The following is a 21,908-nucleotide window of genomic DNA, read 5'->3' on the forward strand; positions in this document are numbered from 1 at the left end:
GCCGCTCGGCTGGCCTTGGGGCTGCGGGCCGCTCGGTGGCTGGCCTTGGGGCGGTGCGATCGGTTGGGCGGCGCTGGGCGGCAGGCCGCCTGGCTGTGACGTGACGGGCTGGGCGCCGCTCAGCGGCTGGCCCGGCTGCAGGCCACCGAGCCGGTCGCCGCTCGGCTGGTTTTGGGGCTGCGGGCCGCTCGGTGGCTGGGCGTGCGGCGGTGCGATCGGTTGGGCAGCGTTGGGCGGCAGGCCGCCTGGCTGGGAGGTGACCGGCTGGGCGCCGCTGAGGGGTTGGCCTGGCTGCAGGCCACCGAGCCGGTCGCCGCCCGGGGGTGGGCCGCCCGGCTGCGGCGGGAGCGGCGGTACGGGCTGAACGCGGGTCGGCGCGGGGCCACCGGCGCCGCGAGGCGGCTGTCCCCCGCGCGGCGGGGGTTGCTGCGGGGGCGGGCCTTGCGGAGCGCGGCGCTGCGGCCGGTCCTCGCGGAGGGCGCGGTCGTCGACAGGTCGGTCGCCGCGGGGGACGCGGCCGTCCGCGGGCCGGTCGCCTCGGGGGGCGCGCTCGTCCGGCGGCCAGTCCTCGCGAGGCCGGTCGTCCGGGGGCCAGTCGTCGCGAGGCCGCTCGCCGTGGGGGTCGCGGCGGGGGCGGTCACCCCGAGGGGCGCGGGGCGGGACGTCGTCCCGAGCCGGGCGGTCAGCGCGCGGCGGGAGGTCATCACGACCTCGACGCCGCTGGCGGTCGTCGGCGGGGGGCCGCTCGCCGCGGACAGGGCGGTCGTCGGCCGGGGGGCGGTCGCCGCGGCGGGGCTGGCCGTCGCGGGACGGGCGCTGGTCGCGCGGTGGGGCGTCGTCCGGCGTCGGCAGGTGGCGGGTGTGGCCGTTGCGGGGCGGCTGCCTGCGGCCGCGCTCCTCCGGTGGCGGCGGGGGCGGCTGCTGGCGGCGGACCGGCTGCGACGCGCGCGGCGGCCCGTCCCCCCGTTGCGGGGGCGGACCGGCTTCGCGCCGAGGACGACTCGCACGCTCGGGTGGTAAGCCCGGCTCTCTCTCCAACGCGCGCCCAATCCTCGGTGCTCTACTCCGGTGCCGCGGCCCGGTGCCGCGCATGTGCGGACCAAGGGTAATCGGGAACCGCCCGGAACACTCGAAGGCCGAGGGATCAGTCCACTACATCGCGTCCGGCCCGGGCGTCCTTTACCCGCCGGTAGATCCGTCGCGACGCGAGCAGAAGCAGCGCCACACCTGCGGCGACGGTGGCGATGATGGTGATCGCGCCGTACTCGGTGGACGTCAGTTCGAACCGCGCGGATGACCCGAGCGGGGTATTGCTCGGCGTGCTCAACGACACATCGACGCTGAACCGGCCGGCCCGCAGCGCCTCCACGGGGAGCAGGTACTGCCGCCCGCCGCCGGCCGGGAACGACACCTCCTTGCGGTCGTCGACGCGCAGTCCGGTGTTGTTGCTCAGGGTGAACCGCGCGTTGATGCCGACCGGCAGGTCGTTCACCACGTACACCGGCAGCGGGGAGTTGCCGGACGCCAGCGCGATGGTCTGCCGCGGCTGCTGGACGCTCACGCGGTCGCTGATCGCCGCGATCTCCGCCTGGGCGTTCGCGGCCGCCGCGTCGGCGGGCAGGCCGCGCCACGCCGTCGACGCGCCGCGGAGCTCGGCCAGCCGGACCGGGGCGACGACGTCGTCCGGTTTCACCCGTTTGGTGGCATCGAGCTGCATCGAGGACGCCATGCCGGTGGCCTGGCCGTCCACGGCCGAAAGCGCCGAGACGACCTGGGGGTCGACGGCCGCGTTCGGGTCCTGGCCGCCGTCGCCGACCGCGCCGGTGCCTGCCGGGTCGGCCGAGAGCAGCGACGGGAGGGGGAGCGGGTTGACCACGCCGGCGCTGATGAAGCCGCCGACCTGCTCGAGGTACGCGGTCAGCTCCGCGGCCGGCGCGTCCCAGCGCCGCGGCGGGGCGACCAGCAGGTGGTCGGGCCGCTCCTGGCCGGCGGGCTGGCCGAGCCCGGCCCGGAAGGCGAGGGCGCCGAGACCGTTCTGGCTCGAGATCGCCCGTTCGGTGTTCACCGGCACGGTGACCGAGTCGGGCACGCTCGGCACGCCCGTCATGGCGGCCGAGACCAGCGAGTCGGTCGGCTGGGCGCGCACGGCGCTGCCCTGCACGGTGACGCCACCGCCGGCCGCGGCGGGCGCCAGCTTGCCCGCGTCGGTCAGCACCGTGTGGACGCCGGCCTGGGACAACGCCGCCAGCACCGCTTCGCTCGGCGTGCTGCCCGGCCAGAGCACACCGGTCTGCGTGGTGACTCCCACCAGCTGCTGGATCGTGGCCGCGCCCGAGACCGCGCCGGTCACCAGCGAGGTGTCGCCCGGGCGGATCTTGGCGACGGCCTCGAGGTCGGCGTCGGCGAAGGGCAGCGCCACGACGCACCGGCCGGTCAGCAGCGTCTTGAGCGAGGCGAGCCAGGTCTTCGCGGCCTCAGTGCCCTTGCCGTCGACGTTCCCGCCGTCGGTGTGCACCTGGTAGCCGCGGCTCATCGCGTCGACCGTGGCCAGGAGGTCCGGGTCGAGGGCGAAGCACATCGACCTCGCGAGGTTCGAACTGCCGCGCACGGCCGAGGCCGCGGCGGTGACCAGCGCGTTCAGCCGGCCGTCCCCGCTGATCTCGGCGGCCAGGCGGTCGTCGCGCAGCACCAGCGGCTGCCCGTACGGGGCCGCGTACACCTGCGGGACGCTGCTGGTCAGCGGCCAGAGCAGGGTCATGCTCGGCGCGCCCGCGTGGCCGCTCGACTGCTTGCCGGGGGCGGTCAGCACCGGCATCAGCATGCTGACCGCGCCGAGCCGTGCGGGCCCGCCGAACTCCGGCGTGCCGTTCACGTTCACCAGCAGCGGGTAGACGCCGGGGCGGCCGAACCGCTCCGCCCGCGTCCCGGTCAGGTTCACCGTGATGTTCAGCGGCGCGCTCTGCCCGGGGTCCAGCGCGTCCGCGACCGGGGCGAAATCGGTCAGCGGGCTGTCCTTGATGACGGCGCCGGAGAGCACGTCGTTGACCCCGCGCGAGGTCGTGACCCGCTCGCCGACCTGCAGGCGGACCTGCGGCCGGGTGATCTTCCGGTCGCCGGTGTTGGTCACCGTGCCCGCGACGGTCAGCGTCGTCGTCGACCCGGTGATCACGCGCGGGGCGAGCTGGTCCAGGTCGACGCGCAGGCGGGCGCCCTCTTCCGCCTGGGCCACCGAGGCTCCGGCGAAGGCGGGGACGGCCAGGAAGAGGACGGAAAGGAAGGCTGCGGCGAACCGCTTCACTCGGGGGCTCCCTCAGGGGCGTGCTCGTCTCGTCCGTGGACGTCCGGGCGCGCGAAAAGTTCCTTGGCCTTCCGGACGAGCTTGCGCTCGTCGGAGTAGGCGAGTTTGGTCTCCAGCTCGGCGAGCGGGACCCAGGCCACCTCGGTGACCTCGACGTCCTCGTCGGACAGCTCACCGCCGAGCGCCTCGAGCAGGAAGTGGTGGACGGTCTTGTGGATGCGCCGCCGCTCGGCCACGAACCAGTAGTCGATGGTGCCCAGTGGCCGCATGACGCGCGCGGAGATGCCGGTTTCCTCCTTCACCTCGCGCACGGCCGTCTGTTCCACCGTCTCACCGTCCTCGATGTGGCCCTTGGGCAGCGACCACAGCAGTCTGCCGTGCCGGTCGAGCCGGCCGATCAGCACCGCCTGTTCGCGTGCCGCGTCCACCACGAGGCCACCGGCCGACGTCTCGTCGACCGTGGTCAGGCGCCTGCCGCGCTGACGCCTTCGCCGCCTGCGCGGCTTCGAGGCGCCGGGTCGGCCGGCTGATCCAGACATGCTGCGATGCTAGAGCAAACGGTTGCCCCGGTAGGCTGGCTCTCCGTGTCCGTGTCCGGCGGTGCTCGGAGCAAGCGCACCTGGAACGTAGTGGGATTTTCGTGAACGACGTGGTCGTCAAGCAGAACGCGGTGGTGGAGCTGATGCGGGTCTCCCCCCTGGCCGAGGAACTGGCGGAGCGGTTCGCCAGTGCCGGCCACCGCCTTTACCTGGTCGGTGGCAGTGTGCGCGACGCGCTGCTCGGCCGGCGGTCCGGCGACCTCGACTTCACCACGGACGCCCGGCCCGACCGGGTGCTGAAGATCGTCAGCGAGTGGGGCGACGCGGTCTGGGACGTCGGGATCGCCTTCGGCACGATCGGCGTGACCAAGAAGGGCATGCAGCTCGAGATCACGACCTTCCGCGCGGACAGCTACGACCGCGTCGGCCGCAACCCCGAGGTCACGTTCGGCGACAGCATCGAGGGTGACCTGCTCCGCCGCGACTTCACGGTCAACGCGATGGCCGTCGAGCTGGCGTCGGGGACGTTCATCGACCCGCACGACGGGCTGAGCGCGCTCCGGGAGAAGGTCCTGGACACCCCGGCGACGCCGCAGGAGTCGTTCGCCGACGACCCGCTTCGGATGCTGCGGGCCGCCCGGTTTGCCGCGCAGCTCGGCTTCACCGCCGCGCCGCGGGTGGTCGACGCGATGACGTCGATGGCGGGCGAGATCGACCGGATCACCGCCGAGCGCGTGCAGGCCGAGCTGTCGAAGCTGCTGCTGGCCGCCGACCCGCGGCCGGGCCTGGAGCTGCTGGTCGACACCGGGCTGGCCGACCGGGTGCTGCCCGAGGTGCCCGGGATGCGGCTGGCCATGGACGAGCACCACCAGCACAAGGACGTCTACCAGCACTCGCTGACCGTGCTCGCCCAGGCGATCGAGCTGGAGACTTCGCACGAGCCGGCCTCCGGACCCGATCTGATCCTGCGGCTGGCGGCGCTGCTGCACGACGCCGGGAAGCCGGCGACGCGGGAGTTCCAGCCGGGCGGCGGCGTGAGCTTCCACCACCACGAGGTGGTCGGCGCGCGGATGGCCCGCAAACGTTTGCGGGCGCTCAAGTACTCCAAGGAGATCGTCGACGACGTCTCCCAGCTCGTGTTCCTCCACCTGCGGTTCCACGGCTACGGCAAGGGCGAGTGGACGGACTCGGCGGTCCGCCGGTACGTCACCGACGCCGGGCCGCTGCTGACCCGGCTGCACAAGCTGGTCCGCGCCGACTGCACCACGCGCAACCGCCGGAAGGCGGCCGCGCTGCAGGCGACGTACGACGACCTCGAGGCCCGGATCACGGCGCTGAAGGCGAAGGAAGACCTCGACCGCGTCCGCCCGGACCTCAACGGCGAGCAGATCATGGAGCTGCTCGGCCTCAAGCCGGGGCCGGACGTCGGGAAGGCGTGGAAGTTCCTCAAGGACCTCCGCCTGGACCGGGGGCCGCTGGAGCACGACGAGGCCGTGGCCGAGCTCAAGCAGTGGGCCGCGGAAAACGGCGTCGGGAACGGCTGAGCCGTGCCGGGCGGGGGCAGCTTCCTGGTGGCGCTGATGCGCCGCGGCGCCCCCGCGATCGCCACCGCCACGAGCGAGCTCCCCGACGAGATCGCCGACCCGGCGCCCATGCACGCGCTCCGGCGCATTTCGCAGATGAACGGCCCGATCGACCCGAGCGAGCGCGACGGCCTGCTGCTGCGCGCCACCCGGTACGTCGTGCTCATCCCGCTGGCCTACCGGCTGCTCGCCGTGCCCGGCCAGTTCGGCGCCTACGCCTTCCGCCACGGCACGACCGGGCTGCTGCCGGTCGGGGTGTTCACGCTGCTGTCGGTCGCGCTGAACGTGATCGGCCTCCGCTGGATGTTCCGCTCGGCGCCGTTCCGCGGCCGGGACGCCGGGAAGCTCCTCGCGGTCGACTTGGTCTTCACCGTGCTCTCGCCGCTCGTCCTCGCCGTGACCGTGCCGTCGGACGGCTACTCCGACGCGCTGGCGGTGAGCAGCGTCCACCTGTTCGGCGAGGCCGGGCTGCTGACGCTCGCGCTGGGCGTCCCGAGCGGCCTGGTGTTCGGGCTGGCGAGCTTCCCGCTGCGGATGCTCGCGAACTGGCTGAACACCGGCCGGTTCGAGGTCGGCGCCGCGTTCTCGACGTACTCGGTGCTGCTCGCGGAGCTGTTCCTGGCCACCGCCGCCCTGCTGCTGACCGGCCTCGGCACGCGGCTGGCGCTGGCGTACGGCACCCGCAACGGACGGCTCGCCGAGCGCGCCCAGCAGCACCGGATGCTGCACGACACCGTGCTGCAGACGCTCGAGGCGATGGCGCTGTCCGGCACGGCGAACCCCGAAGAGCGGCTGGTCGAGATCCAGCGGCTCGCCCGGGCGCAGGCGATGGAGATCCGGCACACGATCGAGTCGGCGAAGTCCGAGCGGGCCGAGGCGGGGGCCCGGCCGCTGGGCGAGAAGCTCGCCGCGCTCGCCGCCGAGATGGCGCGTGACGGCCTGCGCGCCCAGCTCGTGGTCGCGGAGCTGGACAACGACACGCTTTCCGAGGTCCGGCAGATCGCCATCCGCGACGCCGTGCGCGAGGCCCTGCGGAACACGATGAAGCACTCGGGCACCGACCGGGTGGTGGTCCGGGTCGAAGAACGCGACGGCGGCATCGCGGTGATTACCCGCGACCACGGCAGCGGTTTCAGCGCCGCCGATCACCCGGCCGGGTTCGGCATCAGCGAGTCCATCACCGCACGCCTGGCCGAGGTCGGCGGCACCTCGCGGGTCGAGTCGGGACTCGCCGGGGGCGGCACGCGAGTGACGTTGTGGGTCCCGTTCTGATATCTCCTGACCATGACCTCGATCGAGCTGCTCGCCGACGCTCTCGCCGCCTACCGCGCCGGTGACCGCGACCAAGCCGCCGACCTCGCCGCCCGAGCCGGGCGCGCCGGCTCTTCGCTGGCCGACGAACTGCGGGCCTACCTGGGCGGAGACGGCTCGGCGCCGGTGTACGACCAGCCGGGCGCGTTCACGGCGTTCATCCGCGGTGGCGGCAACGTCGGCCTGTACCGGGCGCTGAGCGCCGCGCTCGCCGAGCGCTACGACGCCGGGAAGCCCGAATCGCTGCTCGACCTGGGCTGCGGGGACGGCCTCGCGGTCGTGCCCGCGCTGGAGCAGGCGGCGCACACCCCGGCGCGGATCGACCTCGTCGAGCCGTCGGCCGCGTTGCTCGAGGGCGTCCACGAGCGGGTGCCGTCGGCCCAGTGCTGGCAGTCGACCGCCCAGGACTTCCTGGCCCGCGACGACCTCGGGTGGGACTTCGTCCAGTCGACGTTCGCGCTGCAGTCCATCGAGCCGGAGCAGCGCGCCGAGGTGCTGCGGGCGCTGCAGCTGCGCAGCGGGAAGCTGGTCATCGCCGAGTTCGACGTCCCCGAGTTCGAGGAAGGCTCGCCGGCGCACCTGCGCTCGCTCGTCGAGCGCTACGAGCGCGGGGTCGCCGAGTACGGCGACGACGCCTCCCTGGTCGCGCAGGGTTTCCTGCTGCCGGTGCTGCTCGGGATCGTCTCCGGGCAGGAGCGGACGAACTGGGAGCACCCGGCCGCGGGCTGGGCCGAGCAGCTGAAGACGGCGGGCTTCACCGACGTCGACGTCACCCCGCTCGCCGACTACTGGTGGTCGCCCGCCGTCCTGATCACTGCCTGCTGAGCGAGCCCGTCTCGAGGTGCTGGGCGAGCGGCCGCGGCAGCAGGTAGGCGACCGCGCCGCCCGGCATCCCGCTCCACGGCGCCGTCACGCCGGTCAGCACCCGCACCGCGCGCTGCACCCGGTACAGCCGCTTCTCCCGCTCCCGCTCGAAGGCCAGCGCCGTCTCGACGAACCGCGTGCCCGCGGCGTGCACCAGGTTGCCGGTCTCGTTGCCGAACCGGACGACCGTGGTGCCCGGCGCGAGCGTGATCAGGCGCTTGCCGCGGTAGAAGTTCAACGGCGGTTCGCCGCGCATCGGCAGGATCGGCCAGTCGGCGGGCTGGTCGGACTCCTCGGCCGGGCGCGGCGGCAGCATCAGCAGCACGCCGAGCAGGAACCGGGCCGCGTCGCCGAGCGAGCCGAACGCCACCGGCTCGTCGAACGGCGGCCGCGAGACCTCCCAGCCGTTCTCGGCGCGGCGGAGCGTCCAGACGCCCTCGGCGGGCACCTCGTTCGCCCCGATCCGGTAGGCCGCGGCCGGCACGCCGTGCTCGGCCAGCCGCTGCTGGAGCAGCTCCAGCGTCTCCGCGCCGCGCAGGTTCCGCACCTGCTCGCCGCGGGCGACGCGGGTCAGCGCGCGCTCGTCCGGCAGGTCGGCGGGCGTCTGCGCCGGCCTCGGCGTGCCGTTGACCTCCGCCTCCGCCGTCGCGCGCACGAGCTCGCCGACGAACGGCGGGCGGAACCCGGCCGCCCGGATGTGCTCGACCAGCTCCGGCTCCGGCGGCACCCCGTACTTGCGCAGGTAGTGTGGCACGGCGGCGGGCCAGATCCAGGTGCCGTCGGTGTGGAACGCGTTCGGCACGTCCGGTTTGGCGCCCGGCACGCCGAAGATGTCCGGCAGCGGCGCCGGCCGGTGCAGCGCGACCGGCGAGCGGAACAGGTAGTCGAGCACCCCGCGGATCTGGTCCGGCGGCACCGGCGGCCGGTTGACCACCGGACGTTCGCCCTCGGTGTGCGAGTCCGCGGCCCGCGCGAGGCGGAACGCGATGTCCAGCGGGAGCCCGGCCTTCGCGGTCAGCCACGGCGGCATGTGCTTCGGCGCGCGCGGGTAGGTCGCCAGCTCCAGCTCGTAGGCGGCGGTCGACGGCCGCCCGCCGTCGTTGGGCGGCACCCGCCAGTCCGGCTCGCGGTCGGCGTCGAAGTCGAAGTCGAACGACGACGCCGAGTCGAGCGTGAACGTACCCTGGAACCAGGTGCCGGCTTCGGGCTGGAACATCGCGGCGCGCAGCCGCGCGAAGAGCCCGCCGAGCCGGGGCGCGGCGGGCAGCGAAACCGACACCGGGCCGTCTTCGTCGCCGACCGCGCGGACCTCGATCTCCGCGTAGTCGCCGACCTGCCGGAACTGCGCCCCGACCCGCGACCAGCCGCCCGGCACGGTGTGCAGCAGCGTCCGGCCGATCGCGCGCAGCAGCGCGTTCTGGTCGCCGGTGCCCGGCTGCGGCCGCGCCTCCGGCGCTTCCGTGAAGTCGAGCCGCGTCTGCCACAACGCCGTGACCTGCTTGGCCGGCACGGTGACGGAGAAGTCGGTCAGCCCCAGCTGCGCCGCGCGGACGCTGTCGTCGTGGACCCAGCGCAGGGTCAGCTCGGGCCGCTCGCCCGGAGCGACCTCGAAGACCTCCCCGTCGTACTCGGCGAAGGTGCGCAGCGTGAACGTCGACGGCACCTCGCTCGCCGGCACCACTCGCGCCGGCCGCCCGTCGTGCTCCTTGTCGAACCCGTCCGGCGCCTCTTCCTCCGGCAGCACGGACAGCAGCACTGTGCCGTCCGTGGTGGACCGCTGCGCGCGGAACGTCCCCTCGCCCCACGTCGCGTACAGGCCGTCCGGGCGTTCGGCCACCTCAACCCGGTAACGCACGTTTTGTCCTCCCCTGCCCCAGTGACCCCAGGAAATCTAGTCGACCGGGTACCGAGCGAACCACCGGTCGTCGCCGGGCGCACCCGGGCCGAACTCGGTGATCGCGTCGTCCGCCAGGCCGATGATGACGTCGCGGAGCTCCAGCTGCTCCAGCCAGCTCTTCCGCAGTGCTTCCTCGCCGTACATCGCGCCGACGAGGTTGCCGCAGACCGAGCCGGTCGAGTCGCTGTCCCCGCTGTGGTTGACCGCCGCGAGCAACGCCGTGTCCGCGTCGGTGGTGGTCAGCGCGACGTACACGGACATCGACAGCGCGGTCTCGCCGACGTTGCCCTGCCCGAGCGTCTCGAGCTTCTCCGGCGTCGGCGGGCCCTGCTCCGCCAGCGCGAGCGCCGCGTCGAGTGCCGCGCTCTGCTCCTCGTGCCCCGCGTACTTCACCAGCTCGGCCCGCGCCGTCGCGACCGCGTCGAGCAGCGGCTTTCCGTGCAGCAACTCGTGCACGACCACCGCGAAGCACCCGGACGACAAATACCCGCTCGGGTGACCGTGGGTCAGCGCCGCGCTCTCGGCACCGAGCCGGAACACCTCGGCGAGGTCGTCCGACCACAACGCGATCGGCGCGGCCCGCATCACGCCGCCGCAGCCCTTCGAGTTGTTGATCGGCCGTTCGATGGTGCCGCGGACGCCCGAGCGGCCGTACGCCTCGAGCTCGCCGAAGCAGGTCAAGCCCGGGGCGCGGCGGCTGAACAGCTCCTGGTGGGTGATCAGCCAGCCGTCCGGCGCTTCGACGGCCGACTGCGGCCCGCGCGCCCGGTCCCACGCGACGCCCTGCGTGTGCAGCCAGCGCTGGTAGGCCAGCTGCAGCGAGTGCACGACGTCGGCCGAGCCGGTCCGCCGCCGCTGGGCGTGCGCCCGGATCAGCGCTTCGAGCGTGAAGAGCGTCATCTGCGTGTCGTCGGTGATCCGGCCGACACCGCCGTACGCGGGGATGAAGTCGGTGATCCCGGCCGGCCCGGCGAGCTCGCGGATCCGGTCGATCGAGTCGAACTCCGTCTTGGCGCCCAGCGCGTCGCCGATCGCCCCGGCCAGCAGGCTGCCCCGCAGTCGCGATCGCAAGTCCGGTCCCTTCGGTCGCGGGGTGAACCGGCCGCTCGGGTACCGGCGCTCCCAACGCGCGTGTTCGGCGGTCTCCGTCTGGAGGCCGTTGCGGTTGAAGTACCAGAAGACGTCGCTCGCGATGTCTTCCACCAGCCCGAGGTCGGGCAGCGAGGTCACCCAGGGCAGGCCCGGCAGGCCGCCACGGGCGCCGACCAGCGCACCGGCGAGCGCGCCGGCCACCGGGCCGGACCGCGCGGCGAGCGTGATCGCGGCCGCGGGGTCGTAGCCGCGCTTGGCCGCGGCGAACAGCGCGCGGCCGAGCACCGAGCGCACGCTCCGGCCGTCGCCGATGCTTTCGAGCTGGGTGACGTCGTCGGCGTCGCGGTCTTCGCGCAGCGCCAGCGTCGACGCGGCCAGGTCGCCACCCACTTCCCGCAGGCGGACGTGCACCGGCAAGGCGAACGCGTCGCGGGTCAGCAGGGCCTGGAACACCGCGATCAGCAGCTCGACGCCTTCGGTGACCTCGGCCCCGGCGCCGCTGCCGATCAGCTCGCGGGCGACGTCCTTCGCGTACCGCTCGCCGTCGACGTCGGCGAGCGCGACCGCGCCGGCCGGGGTCGCGGCCAGCGCCGTGGCCAGCAGCGCGGAGAACTCCGCGGGCGGCGGCCCGGCGTGCCGGGTCGCGACGGCGAGCCAGCCGACCGGGTCCGGTTCGGGCAGCGTGGCCGGGACTTCGCCGGTCGGCACCGGCGGCAGGCCGCGCAGCACGATGTCGGTGTGGAACAGCAGGTGGCGTGTCAGCCCGCCCAGCGGCAGCGGGCCGGCCGGGTCGGCGCCGCCACCCAGCGCGTCACCGATCGCGAAGCCGGCGTACGCGCCGACGATCCGGTGCCACGCGAAGCGGCCGGACGGGGTGCCGAAGGCGGAGAACTTCCCGAACGTCCACGGCACGGGCCGCGGCTGCGCGTCCTCGCCGACGTGCGCGATCAGGCCGTTTGCGCCCAGGTCGGCGGGCCATTCCGGGGCCTGGCCCGCGCGGCGCCGGACGCCGTTGCGGTACTGCCAGGCGAACCCGCGCAGGTAGCGGACGCACTCCTCGGGCGTCAGCTCGAAGTGGTGGTCGCGGGCGTGGTTGACCGCGTACCGCAGGTGCCGTTCGAGCAGGTCGGGCGGCTCGACGCCGAACTCCTCGACCAGCGCGGGCAGTGCCTCGGCGACCGCGGGCCCGGCTTCCGGCGCGGGCTCCTCGATCCGGGGACCGCGCTCGCCGGTCGCCCCCAATTCCGCCGCGGTCAGGCTGCGGACCAGCCCGGTGCCCGGGTCGAGCGTCAGCCCGGCGGACGGCGGCAGCTCCCGGACCGGCACCCGCCACCGGCGCGGGTAGCGCCCGGGAACCAGCGCCGACGAGCTGTAGGCGATGACTTCGCGTTCGCCGGTGGCGGGCACCGGCCGCACCAGCGGCTCACCGTCCGGCAGCGGCACGAGCACTTCGCAGTCGAGCAGCGCGTGGGCGAACTCGGGCCGGCTGATCCAGCCGACGGCCAGGTAGTTCAGCAGCTTCGCGGCGTCGGTGGCGGGCACCGGGAACCCGCGCCAGACCGGGCCCGGCGTGTACTGCTCGTTGACCCGGTACTCGCCGGTCGACCGGGTCCAGCCGCGGATCGCGCGCAGGGGGAGGTCCGGGAACGCCTTCTCGTCGAACTCGGGGTCGACGTCGGGCCGCCACTCGGCCTCGGCGGGCGTGCTCGCCATCGACGCCTGGTCGAGCGTGATCTCGCCGCCGTCGTCCGGCACGAACACCACCGGGCTCGGGACCAGTCCGGCGCCGATGTCGGTGCCGTCCAGGTAGTCGGCCGCGTTGACCGTGAAGCGCCAGCCGTCCGGCCGGCGCACGGTGAACTCCGCGCGGATCCGCAGCCGGTCGCCGCCCGGTCGCGTGCGCAACCACTCCCGCACGCGAGCGACGGCTTCCTGTTCTTCCATTCTCCCCATCCTCGGGCTAATGCCGCGGGTACCGCTCGATCCACGCGTCACCCTGCGCGCTCAGCGCCGAGTGCCGGTCGAAGTGCCAGTAGGCGTCCGAAGCGACGTTCTCGACCAGGTAGCGCAGCTCCAGCTGGTCGACCCACTTCTGCGGCAGCCCGGGGATCCCGGTGCGCGCGCCCAGCAGGGCCCCGGTGAGCGCGCCGGTGAGGGCGCTGCGGCCGGAGTGGTTGACCGCGCGAAGCAGCGCCTGCTCCGGGTAGTTCTCGAAGCCGGACAGCGCGGCGAAGGCGCGGCCGAGCACCGACAGCGTCGTCTGGCCGTCGCCGATCAGCTCCGCCATCCGCAGGTCGGGCAGCCCGTGCTCGCCGAAGAACGGCACCGACTCGGCGACCATGTCCCCGATCGCCGTCCACTCCGGGCCCTGCTGGAACTGGTTGTCCGGGTTGAGCACCTCGCGGCTGAGGTTCCAGATCGGGAAGCTGAACGCCTCCTTGGTCAGCGCGTGCTCGAACAGCCAGGTCAGGTACGTCGCGGCGGCCAGGTCGGGCTCGGTCGGGTGGGTGACGCCGGCGAGGTCGCGGACCGCCTGGCGGGCGCCGCCGCTGAACCCGCTGCCGGGCCCGGCCATGGTCAGCGCGGCGGGCAGCGCCGGGATCAGCGCGGCCGGACCGGTCAGCGGCGGCGCGCCGGGCGTCTCGGTGGCGAGCTGGTGGTAGGCGTTGAGCTCGGCGTCGTCGGCGTCGCGGCGGGCGTGCAGGTCGGGGACCTGGACGAGCCAGCCGTCGGCGTTCTCCATCGGCGCGCCCTGGGTGCGCAGCCAGCGCTGCAGCGCCCCGCGGACGACGCCGGGGAAGAGCTGCTCGGCTTCGCGCGACTCCGGCTGTTCGCGGTGCGGGCTGCGGACCACGGCCTCGGTGTAGAACAGCAGCCGCTGCGTCAGCGAGCCGATCCGGCCCACCTGGTCGAACGCCGGCAGCAGCTCGGTCACGCCTTCGATGCCGTACTTCGCGTGGATGTCGTGCAGCATCATCCGGTCGACGGCCGCGCCGAGGGCCTCGCCGAGCGCGAAGCCGACGTACGCGCCCGTGACGCGCTGCCAGCCGTAGCGGAAGCCGTCGAGGTCGCGCTCGGGGTACTTGCCGAACGTGTCGAGCCGCGGCACCGTGCGCCCGGCGTTGTCGTAGGCCGGGGCCAGGCCGTTCGCGCGCAGGTCGTTGGGCTTGCTCCGCGGCGGCTCCGGCATCTGCAGCCGCTTCAGCCAGGACTCGCCGAGCACGGTCTTCGCGCACTCCTCGGCGGTGAGCTCGAAGCCCCGCCGCCGGGCCTTCTCGGCCGCCTTGAGCGGCGGCTTCACCGGGTCCGGCAGCCCCATCCGCGCCGCGGTGTCGGCGGCGACGCGGATCAGGTCCTCCTCGGCCTCCGGGCAGCGGCCGTGCACGTCGATGCGCGGCTCGTGGCGCGGGAACCGCTTGACGATCTCCGCGAGCTCGCCGCTGGAGACGTCCTCGATGGTCGTCGGGCCGCCGTTGATGACCAGGTTCGGCGGGTGCTCGAACTCGGCGAGCGTGGCGACGTCGACCTTCCACCAGCCGTGCTCGCGCGAGGGCAGGTGCCGCGTCGAGCTGAACACCTTGAGCTCGTTGCGTTCCTCGGCGAAGTAGAACCGGTCGGTCTTGCCGGTCTCCAGGTCGAGCGGGACGAACACCTCGCAGCGGATCAGCCCGATGAGCAGCAGCTCCCGGGTCAGCCAGCCGACGCTGCCGAACGACAGCAGCGTTTCGAGGGTGTTCTCCGGCTTCGGGTAGCCGCGGCGGATCGGCCCGGCCTTGTACTCGGGGTTCTCGCGCTCTTCGCCGGTCTGGTTGCCCTCGGCGTCGACCTTCACCCAGCCCGCGACCGCCTGCAGCGGCACGCCCAGCTCACCGAGCCCGGCCTTCACGTACTCGGGGTCGACGACCTCGCGCCAGTTCTCCTGGCCGGGGAACGCCACCGGCACGGACAGCCCGCCGGGGTGCGGGTGCGCCTGCCGCAGTTCGCCGTCCGGCTCGCGGACCACGACCGACGGCGGCGGAAAGATCTCCTTCTCCGGCCGTCCCTCGTCGAGGAACGCGATGGTGTTGTAGGGCACCGACCAGCCCTCGGGGATGCGCAGGACCTTTTCGGTGTCCACCCGGAGCCCGGCGGGACCGGAGACGTCCGGACCGTGCACCGCGCGCAGCCACTGGCCGACCTTGGCAATCGCTTCCGCCGCTTCCACCTACTCGATCCTCTCCAGGCTTCCGTCGGACTCGTGCTCGGCGATCGTCTTCGGCAGCACGAAGGCCACCGCGCCACCCGGCAGGTTCGCCCACGGAACCGTGATGCCGGTGATCACGTGCAGCGGGCGTCTCAGCCGGTAGCTCCGCCGTTCCCGCTCACGTTCCAGCGGCAGCGACGTCGTGGCGAACCGTACCTCCCCGTGGTGGACGAGGTTGCCGGGTTCCTCGCCGAAGCGCAGGACGACCGTACCCGCCACCAGCCGGGTGATGCGCTTGTTGCGGAGCAGGGTGAGGGGAGGCTCACCCGGAGCCGGGTGGACCGGCCAGTCGTCGAGCTCCCGCGCGGTTTCCAACGGCGTTTCGTGGCCGGCGGTCATCCGGGCGGGGTGCAGCAGCAACGCGCCCAGCAGCTGCTGCGCGGCGTCCTCGAGCCGGTCGAAGAACTTCGGTTCGCGGGGCTTCCCGCCGGCGTAGGCCGCGACCTCCCAGCCGTCGGTCGTGAAGTTGAGGCACCACGTGCCGTCCGCCCGCTCCCCGACCCGGTAGGCCTCTGGCCAGACGCCGTGCTCGCCGAGCCGCTGGACCAGCACGATCAGCAGCTCGTCGTCGGCCAGCCGCGGATCCGGCGTCGTCTCCAGCTCGGCGGCGACGTCCCCGGCGGTCTTCTTCACGTCGGCGCGTCCCGGCTTCGGCCGCGGCTCGCCGAGCAGGTCCGCCTCGGCGGTCCGCCGCACCAGCGGCTCGACGTACGGCGGCTGGAAGTGGTTGCGCCGGATGTGCGCCACCAGGTCCGGTTCGGGCGGAACGCCGTGCTTCGCGAGCAGGAGCGGCACCGCCTCGGACCAGATCCAGGTGCCGTCGGTGTGGAAGCGCTGCTCGGCGTCTTCGTGCACGACGGCTTCGCGCTCGAGGTACTGCAGCACGAGCGGGACCTCGGTGTCGGTCAGCGGCGGCCGTTCGACGTCCGCGTCACCGATCTCGGCGTGCCGGAACTCGAGACCCAGCGGTAGCTGCGCGCGCAGCCGCCACCAGTCCGGGATGTGCGCGTCGGCGCGCGGGAACGCGGCGAGCTCGTCGGGATAGGCGTTCGCGGCCGGCGGCTCGGTCCACACCGGGTCGTCGTCGCGCGCGAAGTCGAAGTCGAAGGTGCCGTCGGGGTTGAGCGTGAACCGCGCCTGCAGCCAGGTGCCGCGGTCCTCGGCGTACATCCCCTCGCGCAGCTGGGCGAAGAGCTCGGCGAGCGCGTCCGACGTCGTCGCGTTGTGGCCTTCGAGTTCGCGGTGCGCCCCGACCTGCCGGAAGTCGACGGCGGCCGGCCCGGCGGCGTCCACCCGGTGGTCGCGCAGGAGCTTTCCCAGCTGCACCAGGAGGGTGCGCTGCTCGTCCGGCGAAAGTCGTTGTTCCACGTGAATCATTGCCCCGCGTTGAAGCGGCTCGTCACCGTGAACGACGGCGGCTCACCGGCGGCGATCCGGGCAGCTTCGTCTTCCCACATCTTGAAGGTCCGCTTCTGGAGTGCACGGACCAGCGCGGTCTCCTGCGGAGTCCGGCGGCGTCCCTCCTGGAAGGCTGCGTTGTCGATCCCGTTGATCGTCTCGTAGAGCGCGAAGATCGGGCCGTCGCCGGACAAGTAGTGGTTCCGCTCGATCTCCGTCTCGTGGACGAACTTCTCTTCGCTGAGGGGACCGTCGATGTTCGAATCGGTGGTTGCTCGCATGACCTCGCGGATGTGGCTGCTGTCCGGTACGAAGAATCCGGTCCGCAGATCGAGGAGGGTGCCCGCCAAGCCGCCGCCGGGCGTCTGGTCGATCCGGTAGGTCTGGGCGTAGTACTTGTAGTACATAGGTGTCCGAACGGCCATCAGCTGCTCTCCTCGGCTGTCAGTCCCCGTCGGAACGCGTCCCCGAAACGGTCTCGGACCTGTTCGGTCAACGCCGCGTCGAGGGCTGCCTCTTCCGGGGAAAGGAAGCCCTCGCGGCCCTCCTTCTTGCTGAAGGTCTCGAAGTCCCGGCGCACCTCGTAGAGCGCGTGCTCGTAGGACGCGACCTCATCGATGTGCGTCAGGTGCAGCCGCAGTTCGGCGACGTGCCCGTTCGGCAGCCGGACGTTGAGCTGCAGGTCCCGGTAACCGCTGTCCTGCGGGGCGGCGAGCCGATCCGAGAATTTGACGATCGTGAGTTCGGGATCGCCGCGCACCGCGTCGAGTGCCCGGTACATGTCCGCCACCCGCTCGAACTGGATCTTCGCGCCGACCAGGTCGGTCAGCCGTGAACCGTCCCAGCCGTACTTCGCGATTTTCGCCAGCGCCCGGACGTCGTCCTTGGGTTCCGGCCGGAATCCCGGGTGGCCGTCGGTCTCGCCGGCGATCCGCTCGGTGATGCGGTTCAGCGTGCCCTGGGTTTCGGGCCAGCGTTCGCGCTCGTCCGCGACCCATTGCCGGCAGTACTCCGGATCACCGACCTGACTCAGGTCGAAACTCGCGTGCAGCCGCAGGACTCTCTCGGTCTCGTTGACGATCGCTGCGACTCCGTCGGAGATTTCCGCCTGCTCCGGCGTCGGGTCGAACGGATCGACCCCCTGCTGCTCCACGTCGTCGATCACGCTGTAGCCGCGCTCGTTCACCTCGTGGACCGCGTCCTCGAGGATCGGGATCGCCTCGGGGTGCTTGAGGAGGCTGGCCAGCGTCTTCGGGTTGTCCAGCAGCGAGCGCGTCAGGTAGTCGTTGCCCGGGTCGCTCAGCACCCCCACCAGGCCGGGGTGTTCCGCCAGGTGGGCGCGGATGTAGTCGGCGTCCGCGTGCCCGTCGAGCGCGGCGGCGACGTCGTCGCGGGCCAGGAACTCCTCGTGCGGGGCCGCTGTCCCGTACCCGCCGTGCTCCCCCGTGACGTGGTCGGACCCGATGTGCACCTCGTCCGGCGTGCCGACGTGCATCAGCTTGATGCTCTTCGGCGGCTGCGGCAGGTGCATCAGGTCACCGGACTGCGGGTCGATGAACGCGACGCCGTCGCGGGTGTGCACGACCATCGCCACGTGCCCGTACTCGACCCCGTTCGGGCCGTCGTACTTCACGGCGACCACGGCGTGGTGGTCCAGCGGCCGTTCCCGCATTTCGCGGATGACGTCGTCGTAGCTGCCGCGCGCGGAGAACGTCTCGCCGAACCGGCCTTCGAGGTGTTCGAGCGTGCCGCGGCTGCCCATTTCGTGCAGCAGGATCGGCTCGGCCGTCATGTCGCCGCCCCGCAAGCGGTCCATATAGGCCTCTGGACCGCGCGTGCAGTTCGACAGGTACCCGTTCTCGAGCGCGCCGGGCTCGCGGAAGCCCGGGTTGACGTCGCGCAGGTGCGGGTGGCGGTCCTGGACGTAGGCCGCGCGCTCGCTCGGCGTCGTGCCGCCGGCGTGGATGGCCGGTTCGGCTGGCGGGTTCGTCGAACGCGCCAGCCGTGAGTAGTCCGGCCCCGGTTCGGCGGCCGGCGGCGGTTCGGCCGGGGTGTCCTCGGCGGTGTCGTGGACGGTCGGCTGCTCCGGCGACGGGGCGACGTGCTCGGGTTCGTCGAAGCCGTTGAGCCGCTCCATCAGCGCGGCTTGCCTGCGGCGTTCGAACTCGGCCGCGTTGTGGTCGTTTTCCGCGCGCCGCTCGGCCATCTTCTGCTGCGCGGCCTCGGGGTCGAGGTAGCGCGGGTGCCCGGGCCCGATCTCCTCGGCTTCGATGACCCACTTGCGGCGGCCGTCGGGCGTCATCTCGAGGCGGCGTTCGTGCACCAGCAGCTGGGTGCCGGGCGGGGAAAGCGACTCGCGCTCGCCCGGGTTCTCGGCGAGCTTGGAGATGTCGCGCAGGTTGTCCGACCGGACGTGCAGCTCGACGTCGTCGCCGAACTTCGACGTCGAGAAGTCGTCGGTCTTGATCGACGCGCTGGAGAACGCGGGCTCGACGACGACCGACCCCGGCTCGTACGGCCCGGCGACCAGCTCGGCCAGCCGCGGATCGCCGCCGACGTCGATGCCGCGCAGGCTCTCCCCGGACGTGCGGGGGACCTGGTTGAGGCCGTCCATGATCGCGCGGGTGTTCTCGTGCGCGAGATCGAACCCGGGGTGGTCCGGGCCGCGGCGCAGGGCCTCGTTGACGTCGTAGGCGTACTCGCCGCGGGTGTAGCCGTGCAGCGCGACGGCGCCCTCGTCGGTGAGCGGCAGCCCCGCGGCGTCCCGGCGGTCCAGCGCGCGGTCGTGGATCTGCTGGTAGATGTCCTCGTCACCGACCGCGCGGCGGATGCTCTCGTGGTCGGCCGGGGTGGCGCGGTGCTCGCCGTCGAAGAGGTAGCCCTCGTCGTGCGGCACCCGTTCGGTCGTCGGGTTGAGCCGGTCGGAGATGCCCTCGTGGTGCGGCACCGGTGCGTCCCCGCCGCCGAGCGGCATGGCGTGGATGCCGGTGGCGTCGTGCGGCAGCTCGGCGAGCCGCCCGGTCACGGGATCGGCGAAAAGCACCCCGTGCTCGGTGTGCACGCCGGCGACCAGCCGCGTCTCGCCGCCGGGTGTCTCGAAGGCGACGGCCGTCCGCGCGCCGACCGGACGTTCCCCGAGGTCACGGGCGACGTCGTCGAAGCTGCCCCGGTCGTGCCACTGCCCGCCGAGCTGCTCGCGGAGGTCGGCGAGGCTCTGCTGCCGCGCCGGCCCGGCGACGACGTCCTCGCCGTTCATCCGCCGTTCGAAGGCGACCATCGACTCGGCGGCGTTGGTCCGGAAGCCGTTCTGGAGGCCGTCCGGGCTGTAGTGGTTGCGGGTGTTGACCGCCCCCAGCTCGGGAACGGCGTCCCGCACGAGCCGCGCGTGCTGCTGCGGCGTCTCAACCGACCCGGCGTGCAAGACGGGCTGCCCACCCGGCGTCAGCGGCTCGGCGAGCTGCGACCAGCCCCGGTCCGGCTCCCCGGTCGCGGGCGGCGGCCGCTCGGGCAGCGGCGCCGCGTTGGGATCGTCGAAGGCGGTCAGCTTCGACATGTCGCCCGGACGTAGCTCGGGGTGCTCGGCGTAGAACTGCTCGAGTTCTTCGTCGGCCTCGCGTTGGAAGCGTTCTTCGTCGGCGCGCTCGTCGGCCCGCCGCTGTTCGATGGCCTGGCGGGCCTCGTCCGGCCCGAGGTGCCGCGGATCCCCGGGCGGAATCTCCTCGGCGTGCACGACGTAGTGCGGCTGCCCCGGCTCCGGCCGCGGCTTGTGGTTGGGGTGGCCCGGCCCCTCCTCGACACCGGTGATCGCGAACTGCGTCCCGGCCTTGAAGAGGACCTCGCGCTCGTGGCCGATGCTGGCCATCGACTCGACGTCCCGCCCGGTCTTGGACTGGATCCGCATCTCGACTTCGCCGGGGAACCTGCTACGCGGCTGATCGGCGTCGACCTTCGAGGAGCTGAGGAACGACGGTTCGGTGATGTGCGCCCCGTCGTGGAACCGCGCGACGAAGGCCTCGAGGCGCGAAACGTTGCCGCCGAAGTCCACCCGCCGCGAGACGGTCCCGACGTGCGGCGGGAGTTCGTTCAGCCCGGAGACGAGCGCACCAGCCTGGGGCGCGAGGTCGACGAGCTCGGGGCCACCCATCCGCAGCGCCCGGTTGAGCGGCCCGACCATCTCGTACCGCGTGTAGGCGTGGACGGCGAACGCCCCGTCGTCAGACATCCCGGGGTGGTGCTCGTCGCGCTTGGCGAGCGCCTCGCGGCGGACCTGTTCGTGCCGCCACTCGCCGTCTTCCAGGCTCTGGCGCCCGGAGTCCATGAAGGTGTCCTCGACCCGCCGGATCCCGGCGGGATCATCGGTGTGGAAGTCAGCGTCGCCGAGGTAGGGCTCGTGCGGTTCGGCGTGCCCGTAGTCGTGCGTCCGGTTTTCGGTCCCCGGCGGTTGCTGCTCGGCCCCGTCCTGGGCAGCCGGCTCGTCTTGCTTGGCCGTTTCGGGTTCTGCCGGGTGCTGTTCGTGCGTGGCCGTTTCGGGTTCTGCCGGGTGCTCGGCGTGCTGGCGTGCCGGGTCGCCATCGGTACGCGGTTCCTGCTCGCGTGGAGCAGTTTCGGACTCCGTTGCGCGGTTCGCTTCTGGCTCGGCTTGCCGCTCTCCGGCGGCGTGCTGAGCCGTCGGGTCCTCGCCGGCGCGCGGTTCTTGCCCGGCCGAGGCCGGTTCCTCCGTGCGCTCGCGTGGGGTCGTTTCCGGCTCCACCGGGCGCTGTTCGTCGCGGGTATGCGTCTCGTGCGCGGCAGGCGGCTGCTGCTCGCCCGGCACCCGGTCCACCGGCCGAGGCGGCTCGAACGGCCCACGCGGTAAGTGCTCCCGCGGCGGCCCGAACCGAGGATCGTGCGAAGGCATCGGAGGACGCCCACCCGGCGGAGGCGCCATCGGCGGACGCCCACCGGGATGCGGCCCAGGCCCCTGCGGCCCCCGAGGCTGAGTCGGGTACCCGGCAGGCCGCTGCCCACCCACCGGCGGCGGCACCCGCCGCGGATCATGAGGAGCCAACCCACCTTGCGGCGGCTGCCCGCCAGGAGACTGCGGTCCCCGAGGCTGCAACGGCCCCCCATGCTGAACCGGCGGTTGCCCACCCTGAGGCCCACCATTGTGCGGCGGCGCGCCTTGAGTCCCACCGCTGTGCGGCGGCCCACCCTGCAGTCCGCCGTTATTCGGCGGTCCACCTTGAGGCCCAGCGTTGTGCGGCGGCCCACCCTGCAGTCCGCTGCTCTGTGGCTGCCCACTCTGAGGTCCGCCGTTGTGCGGCTGCCCACCCTGCGGCTGCCCACCACGAACCACCGGCCCACCCGGCAACGGCGGCTGCCCCCCATGCAGCAACCACCGCGGATCCTGCGGCACCGGCCCACCCTGCCGCGGCGGTCCCCCGGGCTGCCCACCCTGCGGTGGTCGCCCGCCTTGCTGATGCGGTTGCCCAGCAAGTTGTGGCTGACCGCCGGACTGAAGCGGTTGCCCAGTGTGCGGTGGCTGACCACCCCGCGGAAGTGGCTGTGCAGTGTGTGGTGACTGGCTGCCTGCCGCGAAGGGGTGTCCGCCGTGTGGCGGCTGGCCACCCTGCGGAAGTGGCTGTGCGGTGTGCGGTGGCTGGCTGCCTGCCGCGAAGGGGTGTCCGCCGTGTGGCGGCTGGCC

14 protein-coding genes are annotated in these 21,908 nt (G+C 73.1%); 6 read left to right on the plus strand and 8 right to left on the minus strand.

From position 1 onward, the window contains the following. The first annotated feature begins 219 nt into the window (after window positions 1-219). Complete coding sequence (locus tag H4696_RS33880) at window positions 220-1,020, plus strand: hypothetical protein (protein ID WP_192782679.1); 801 nt, start codon at window positions 220-222, stop codon at window positions 1,018-1,020. Between the two features lie 124 nt (window positions 1,021-1,144). Here H4696_RS33880 and H4696_RS33885 read toward each other — a convergent pair whose 3' ends face one another. Both H4696_RS33885 and H4696_RS33890 read right to left on the minus strand, forming a co-directional pair. Further along, window positions 1,145-3,298: a DUF6049 family protein gene (locus H4696_RS33885; RefSeq protein WP_086863855.1), complete on the minus strand. Its 2,154-nt coding sequence runs from the start codon at window positions 3,296-3,298 to the stop codon at window positions 1,145-1,147. After that, the gene (locus H4696_RS33890; protein ID WP_163046934.1) at window positions 3,295-3,837 is read right to left on the minus strand and encodes an NUDIX hydrolase; all 543 of its coding nucleotides are present in this window, start codon (window positions 3,835-3,837) and stop codon (window positions 3,295-3,297) included. Before H4696_RS33890 ends, H4696_RS33885 begins: the two co-directional genes overlap by 4 nt. A gap of 101 nt (window positions 3,838-3,938) precedes the next feature. Here H4696_RS33890 and H4696_RS33895 point away from each other — a divergent pair, with 101 nt between their 5' ends. The 3 genes from H4696_RS33895 to H4696_RS33905 are packed head-to-tail and all read left to right on the plus strand — an operon-like array spanning window position 3,939 to window position 7,556. Then, window positions 3,939-5,381, plus strand: a complete 1,443-nt coding sequence (locus H4696_RS33895) for a CCA tRNA nucleotidyltransferase (protein WP_086863853.1) — start codon at window positions 3,939-3,941, stop codon at window positions 5,379-5,381. A gap of 3 nt (window positions 5,382-5,384) precedes the next feature. After that, window positions 5,385-6,692 (plus strand): sensor histidine kinase, encoded by a 1,308-nt coding sequence (locus tag H4696_RS33900; RefSeq protein WP_086863852.1) that lies wholly within the window; start codon window positions 5,385-5,387, stop codon window positions 6,690-6,692. A 12-nt stretch (window positions 6,693-6,704) separates the two neighbouring features. Beyond that, window positions 6,705-7,556, plus strand: a complete 852-nt coding sequence (locus H4696_RS33905; RefSeq protein WP_086863851.1) for a class I SAM-dependent methyltransferase — start codon at window positions 6,705-6,707, stop codon at window positions 7,554-7,556. Here the strand turns inward: H4696_RS33905 and H4696_RS33910 are convergent. From H4696_RS33910 to H4696_RS33935, 6 genes are read right to left on the minus strand one after another with little or no spacing between them, the layout of a single operon-like run. Beyond that, a complete protein-coding gene (locus H4696_RS33910) occupies window positions 7,543-9,450 on the minus strand; it encodes a TNT domain-containing protein (protein ID WP_086863850.1) in 1,908 nt (635 codons plus the stop codon). The genes H4696_RS33905 and H4696_RS33910 overlap by 14 nt on opposite strands. Window positions 9,451-9,486: 36 nt before the next feature. After that, a complete protein-coding gene (locus H4696_RS33915) occupies window positions 9,487-12,528 on the minus strand; it encodes an ADP-ribosylglycohydrolase family protein (protein ID WP_086863849.1) in 3,042 nt (1,013 codons plus the stop codon). A 16-nt stretch (window positions 12,529-12,544) separates the two neighbouring features. Beyond that, window positions 12,545-14,788 (minus strand): ADP-ribosylglycohydrolase family protein, encoded by a 2,244-nt coding sequence (locus tag H4696_RS51330; protein ID WP_086863848.1) that lies wholly within the window; start codon window positions 14,786-14,788, stop codon window positions 12,545-12,547. Continuing rightward, window positions 14,789-16,204 carry a TNT domain-containing protein gene (locus tag H4696_RS33925; RefSeq protein ID WP_192782680.1) on the minus strand — a complete coding sequence of 472 codons (1,416 nt, stop codon included), beginning with the start codon at window positions 16,202-16,204 and terminating at the stop codon, window positions 14,789-14,791. Next, on the minus strand, window positions 16,201-16,650 hold the full coding sequence (locus H4696_RS33930; protein WP_086858141.1) for a hypothetical protein: 450 nt from the start codon (window positions 16,648-16,650) through the stop codon (window positions 16,201-16,203). Before H4696_RS33930 ends, H4696_RS33925 begins: the two co-directional genes overlap by 4 nt. Next, window positions 16,650-20,447 carry a toxin glutamine deamidase domain-containing protein gene (locus H4696_RS33935; protein WP_338064881.1) on the minus strand — a complete coding sequence of 1,266 codons (3,798 nt, stop codon included), beginning with the start codon at window positions 20,445-20,447 and terminating at the stop codon, window positions 16,650-16,652. Before H4696_RS33935 ends, H4696_RS33930 begins: the two co-directional genes overlap by 1 nt. Here H4696_RS33935 and H4696_RS33940 point away from each other — a divergent pair. Together H4696_RS33940 and H4696_RS33945 are read left to right on the plus strand one after the other, a co-directional pair. Then, entirely contained in the window at window positions 20,418-21,080 is a 663-nt protein-coding gene (locus tag H4696_RS33940) for a hypothetical protein (protein ID WP_249026920.1), read from the plus strand. The genes H4696_RS33935 and H4696_RS33940 overlap by 30 nt on opposite strands. Window positions 21,081-21,521: 441 nt before the next feature. Continuing rightward, window positions 21,522-21,785 carry a hypothetical protein gene (locus tag H4696_RS33945; protein ID WP_143265014.1) on the plus strand — a complete coding sequence of 88 codons (264 nt, stop codon included), beginning with the start codon at window positions 21,522-21,524 and terminating at the stop codon, window positions 21,783-21,785. Window positions 21,786-21,908: the final 123 nt, after the last annotated feature.

Origin of the sequence: Amycolatopsis lexingtonensis (genome assembly GCF_014873755.1) — a bacterium.
Classification (GTDB): domain Bacteria; phylum Actinomycetota; class Actinomycetes; order Mycobacteriales; family Pseudonocardiaceae; genus Amycolatopsis; species Amycolatopsis lexingtonensis.

Excerpts from the sequence above, each read along its gene's own strand:
- H4696_RS33905 (WP_086863851.1), top strand. The coding sequence starts at position 6,705 with ATGACCTCGATCGAGCTGCTCGCCGACGCTCTCGCCGCCTACCGCGCC.
- H4696_RS33930 (WP_086858141.1), bottom strand. The coding sequence starts at position 16,650 with ATGGCCGTTCGGACACCTATGTACTACAAGTACTACGCCCAGACCTAC.
- H4696_RS33935 (WP_338064881.1), bottom strand. The coding sequence starts at position 20,447 with ATGTCTGACGACGGGGCGTTCGCCGTCCACGCCTACACGCGGTACGAG.
- H4696_RS33915 (WP_086863849.1), bottom strand. The coding sequence starts at position 12,528 with ATGGAAGAACAGGAAGCCGTCGCTCGCGTGCGGGAGTGGTTGCGCACG.
- H4696_RS33925 (WP_192782680.1), bottom strand. The coding sequence starts at position 16,204 with ATGATTCACGTGGAACAACGACTTTCGCCGGACGAGCAGCGCACCCTC.
- H4696_RS33890 (WP_163046934.1), bottom strand. The coding sequence starts at position 3,837 with ATGTCTGGATCAGCCGGCCGACCCGGCGCCTCGAAGCCGCGCAGGCGG.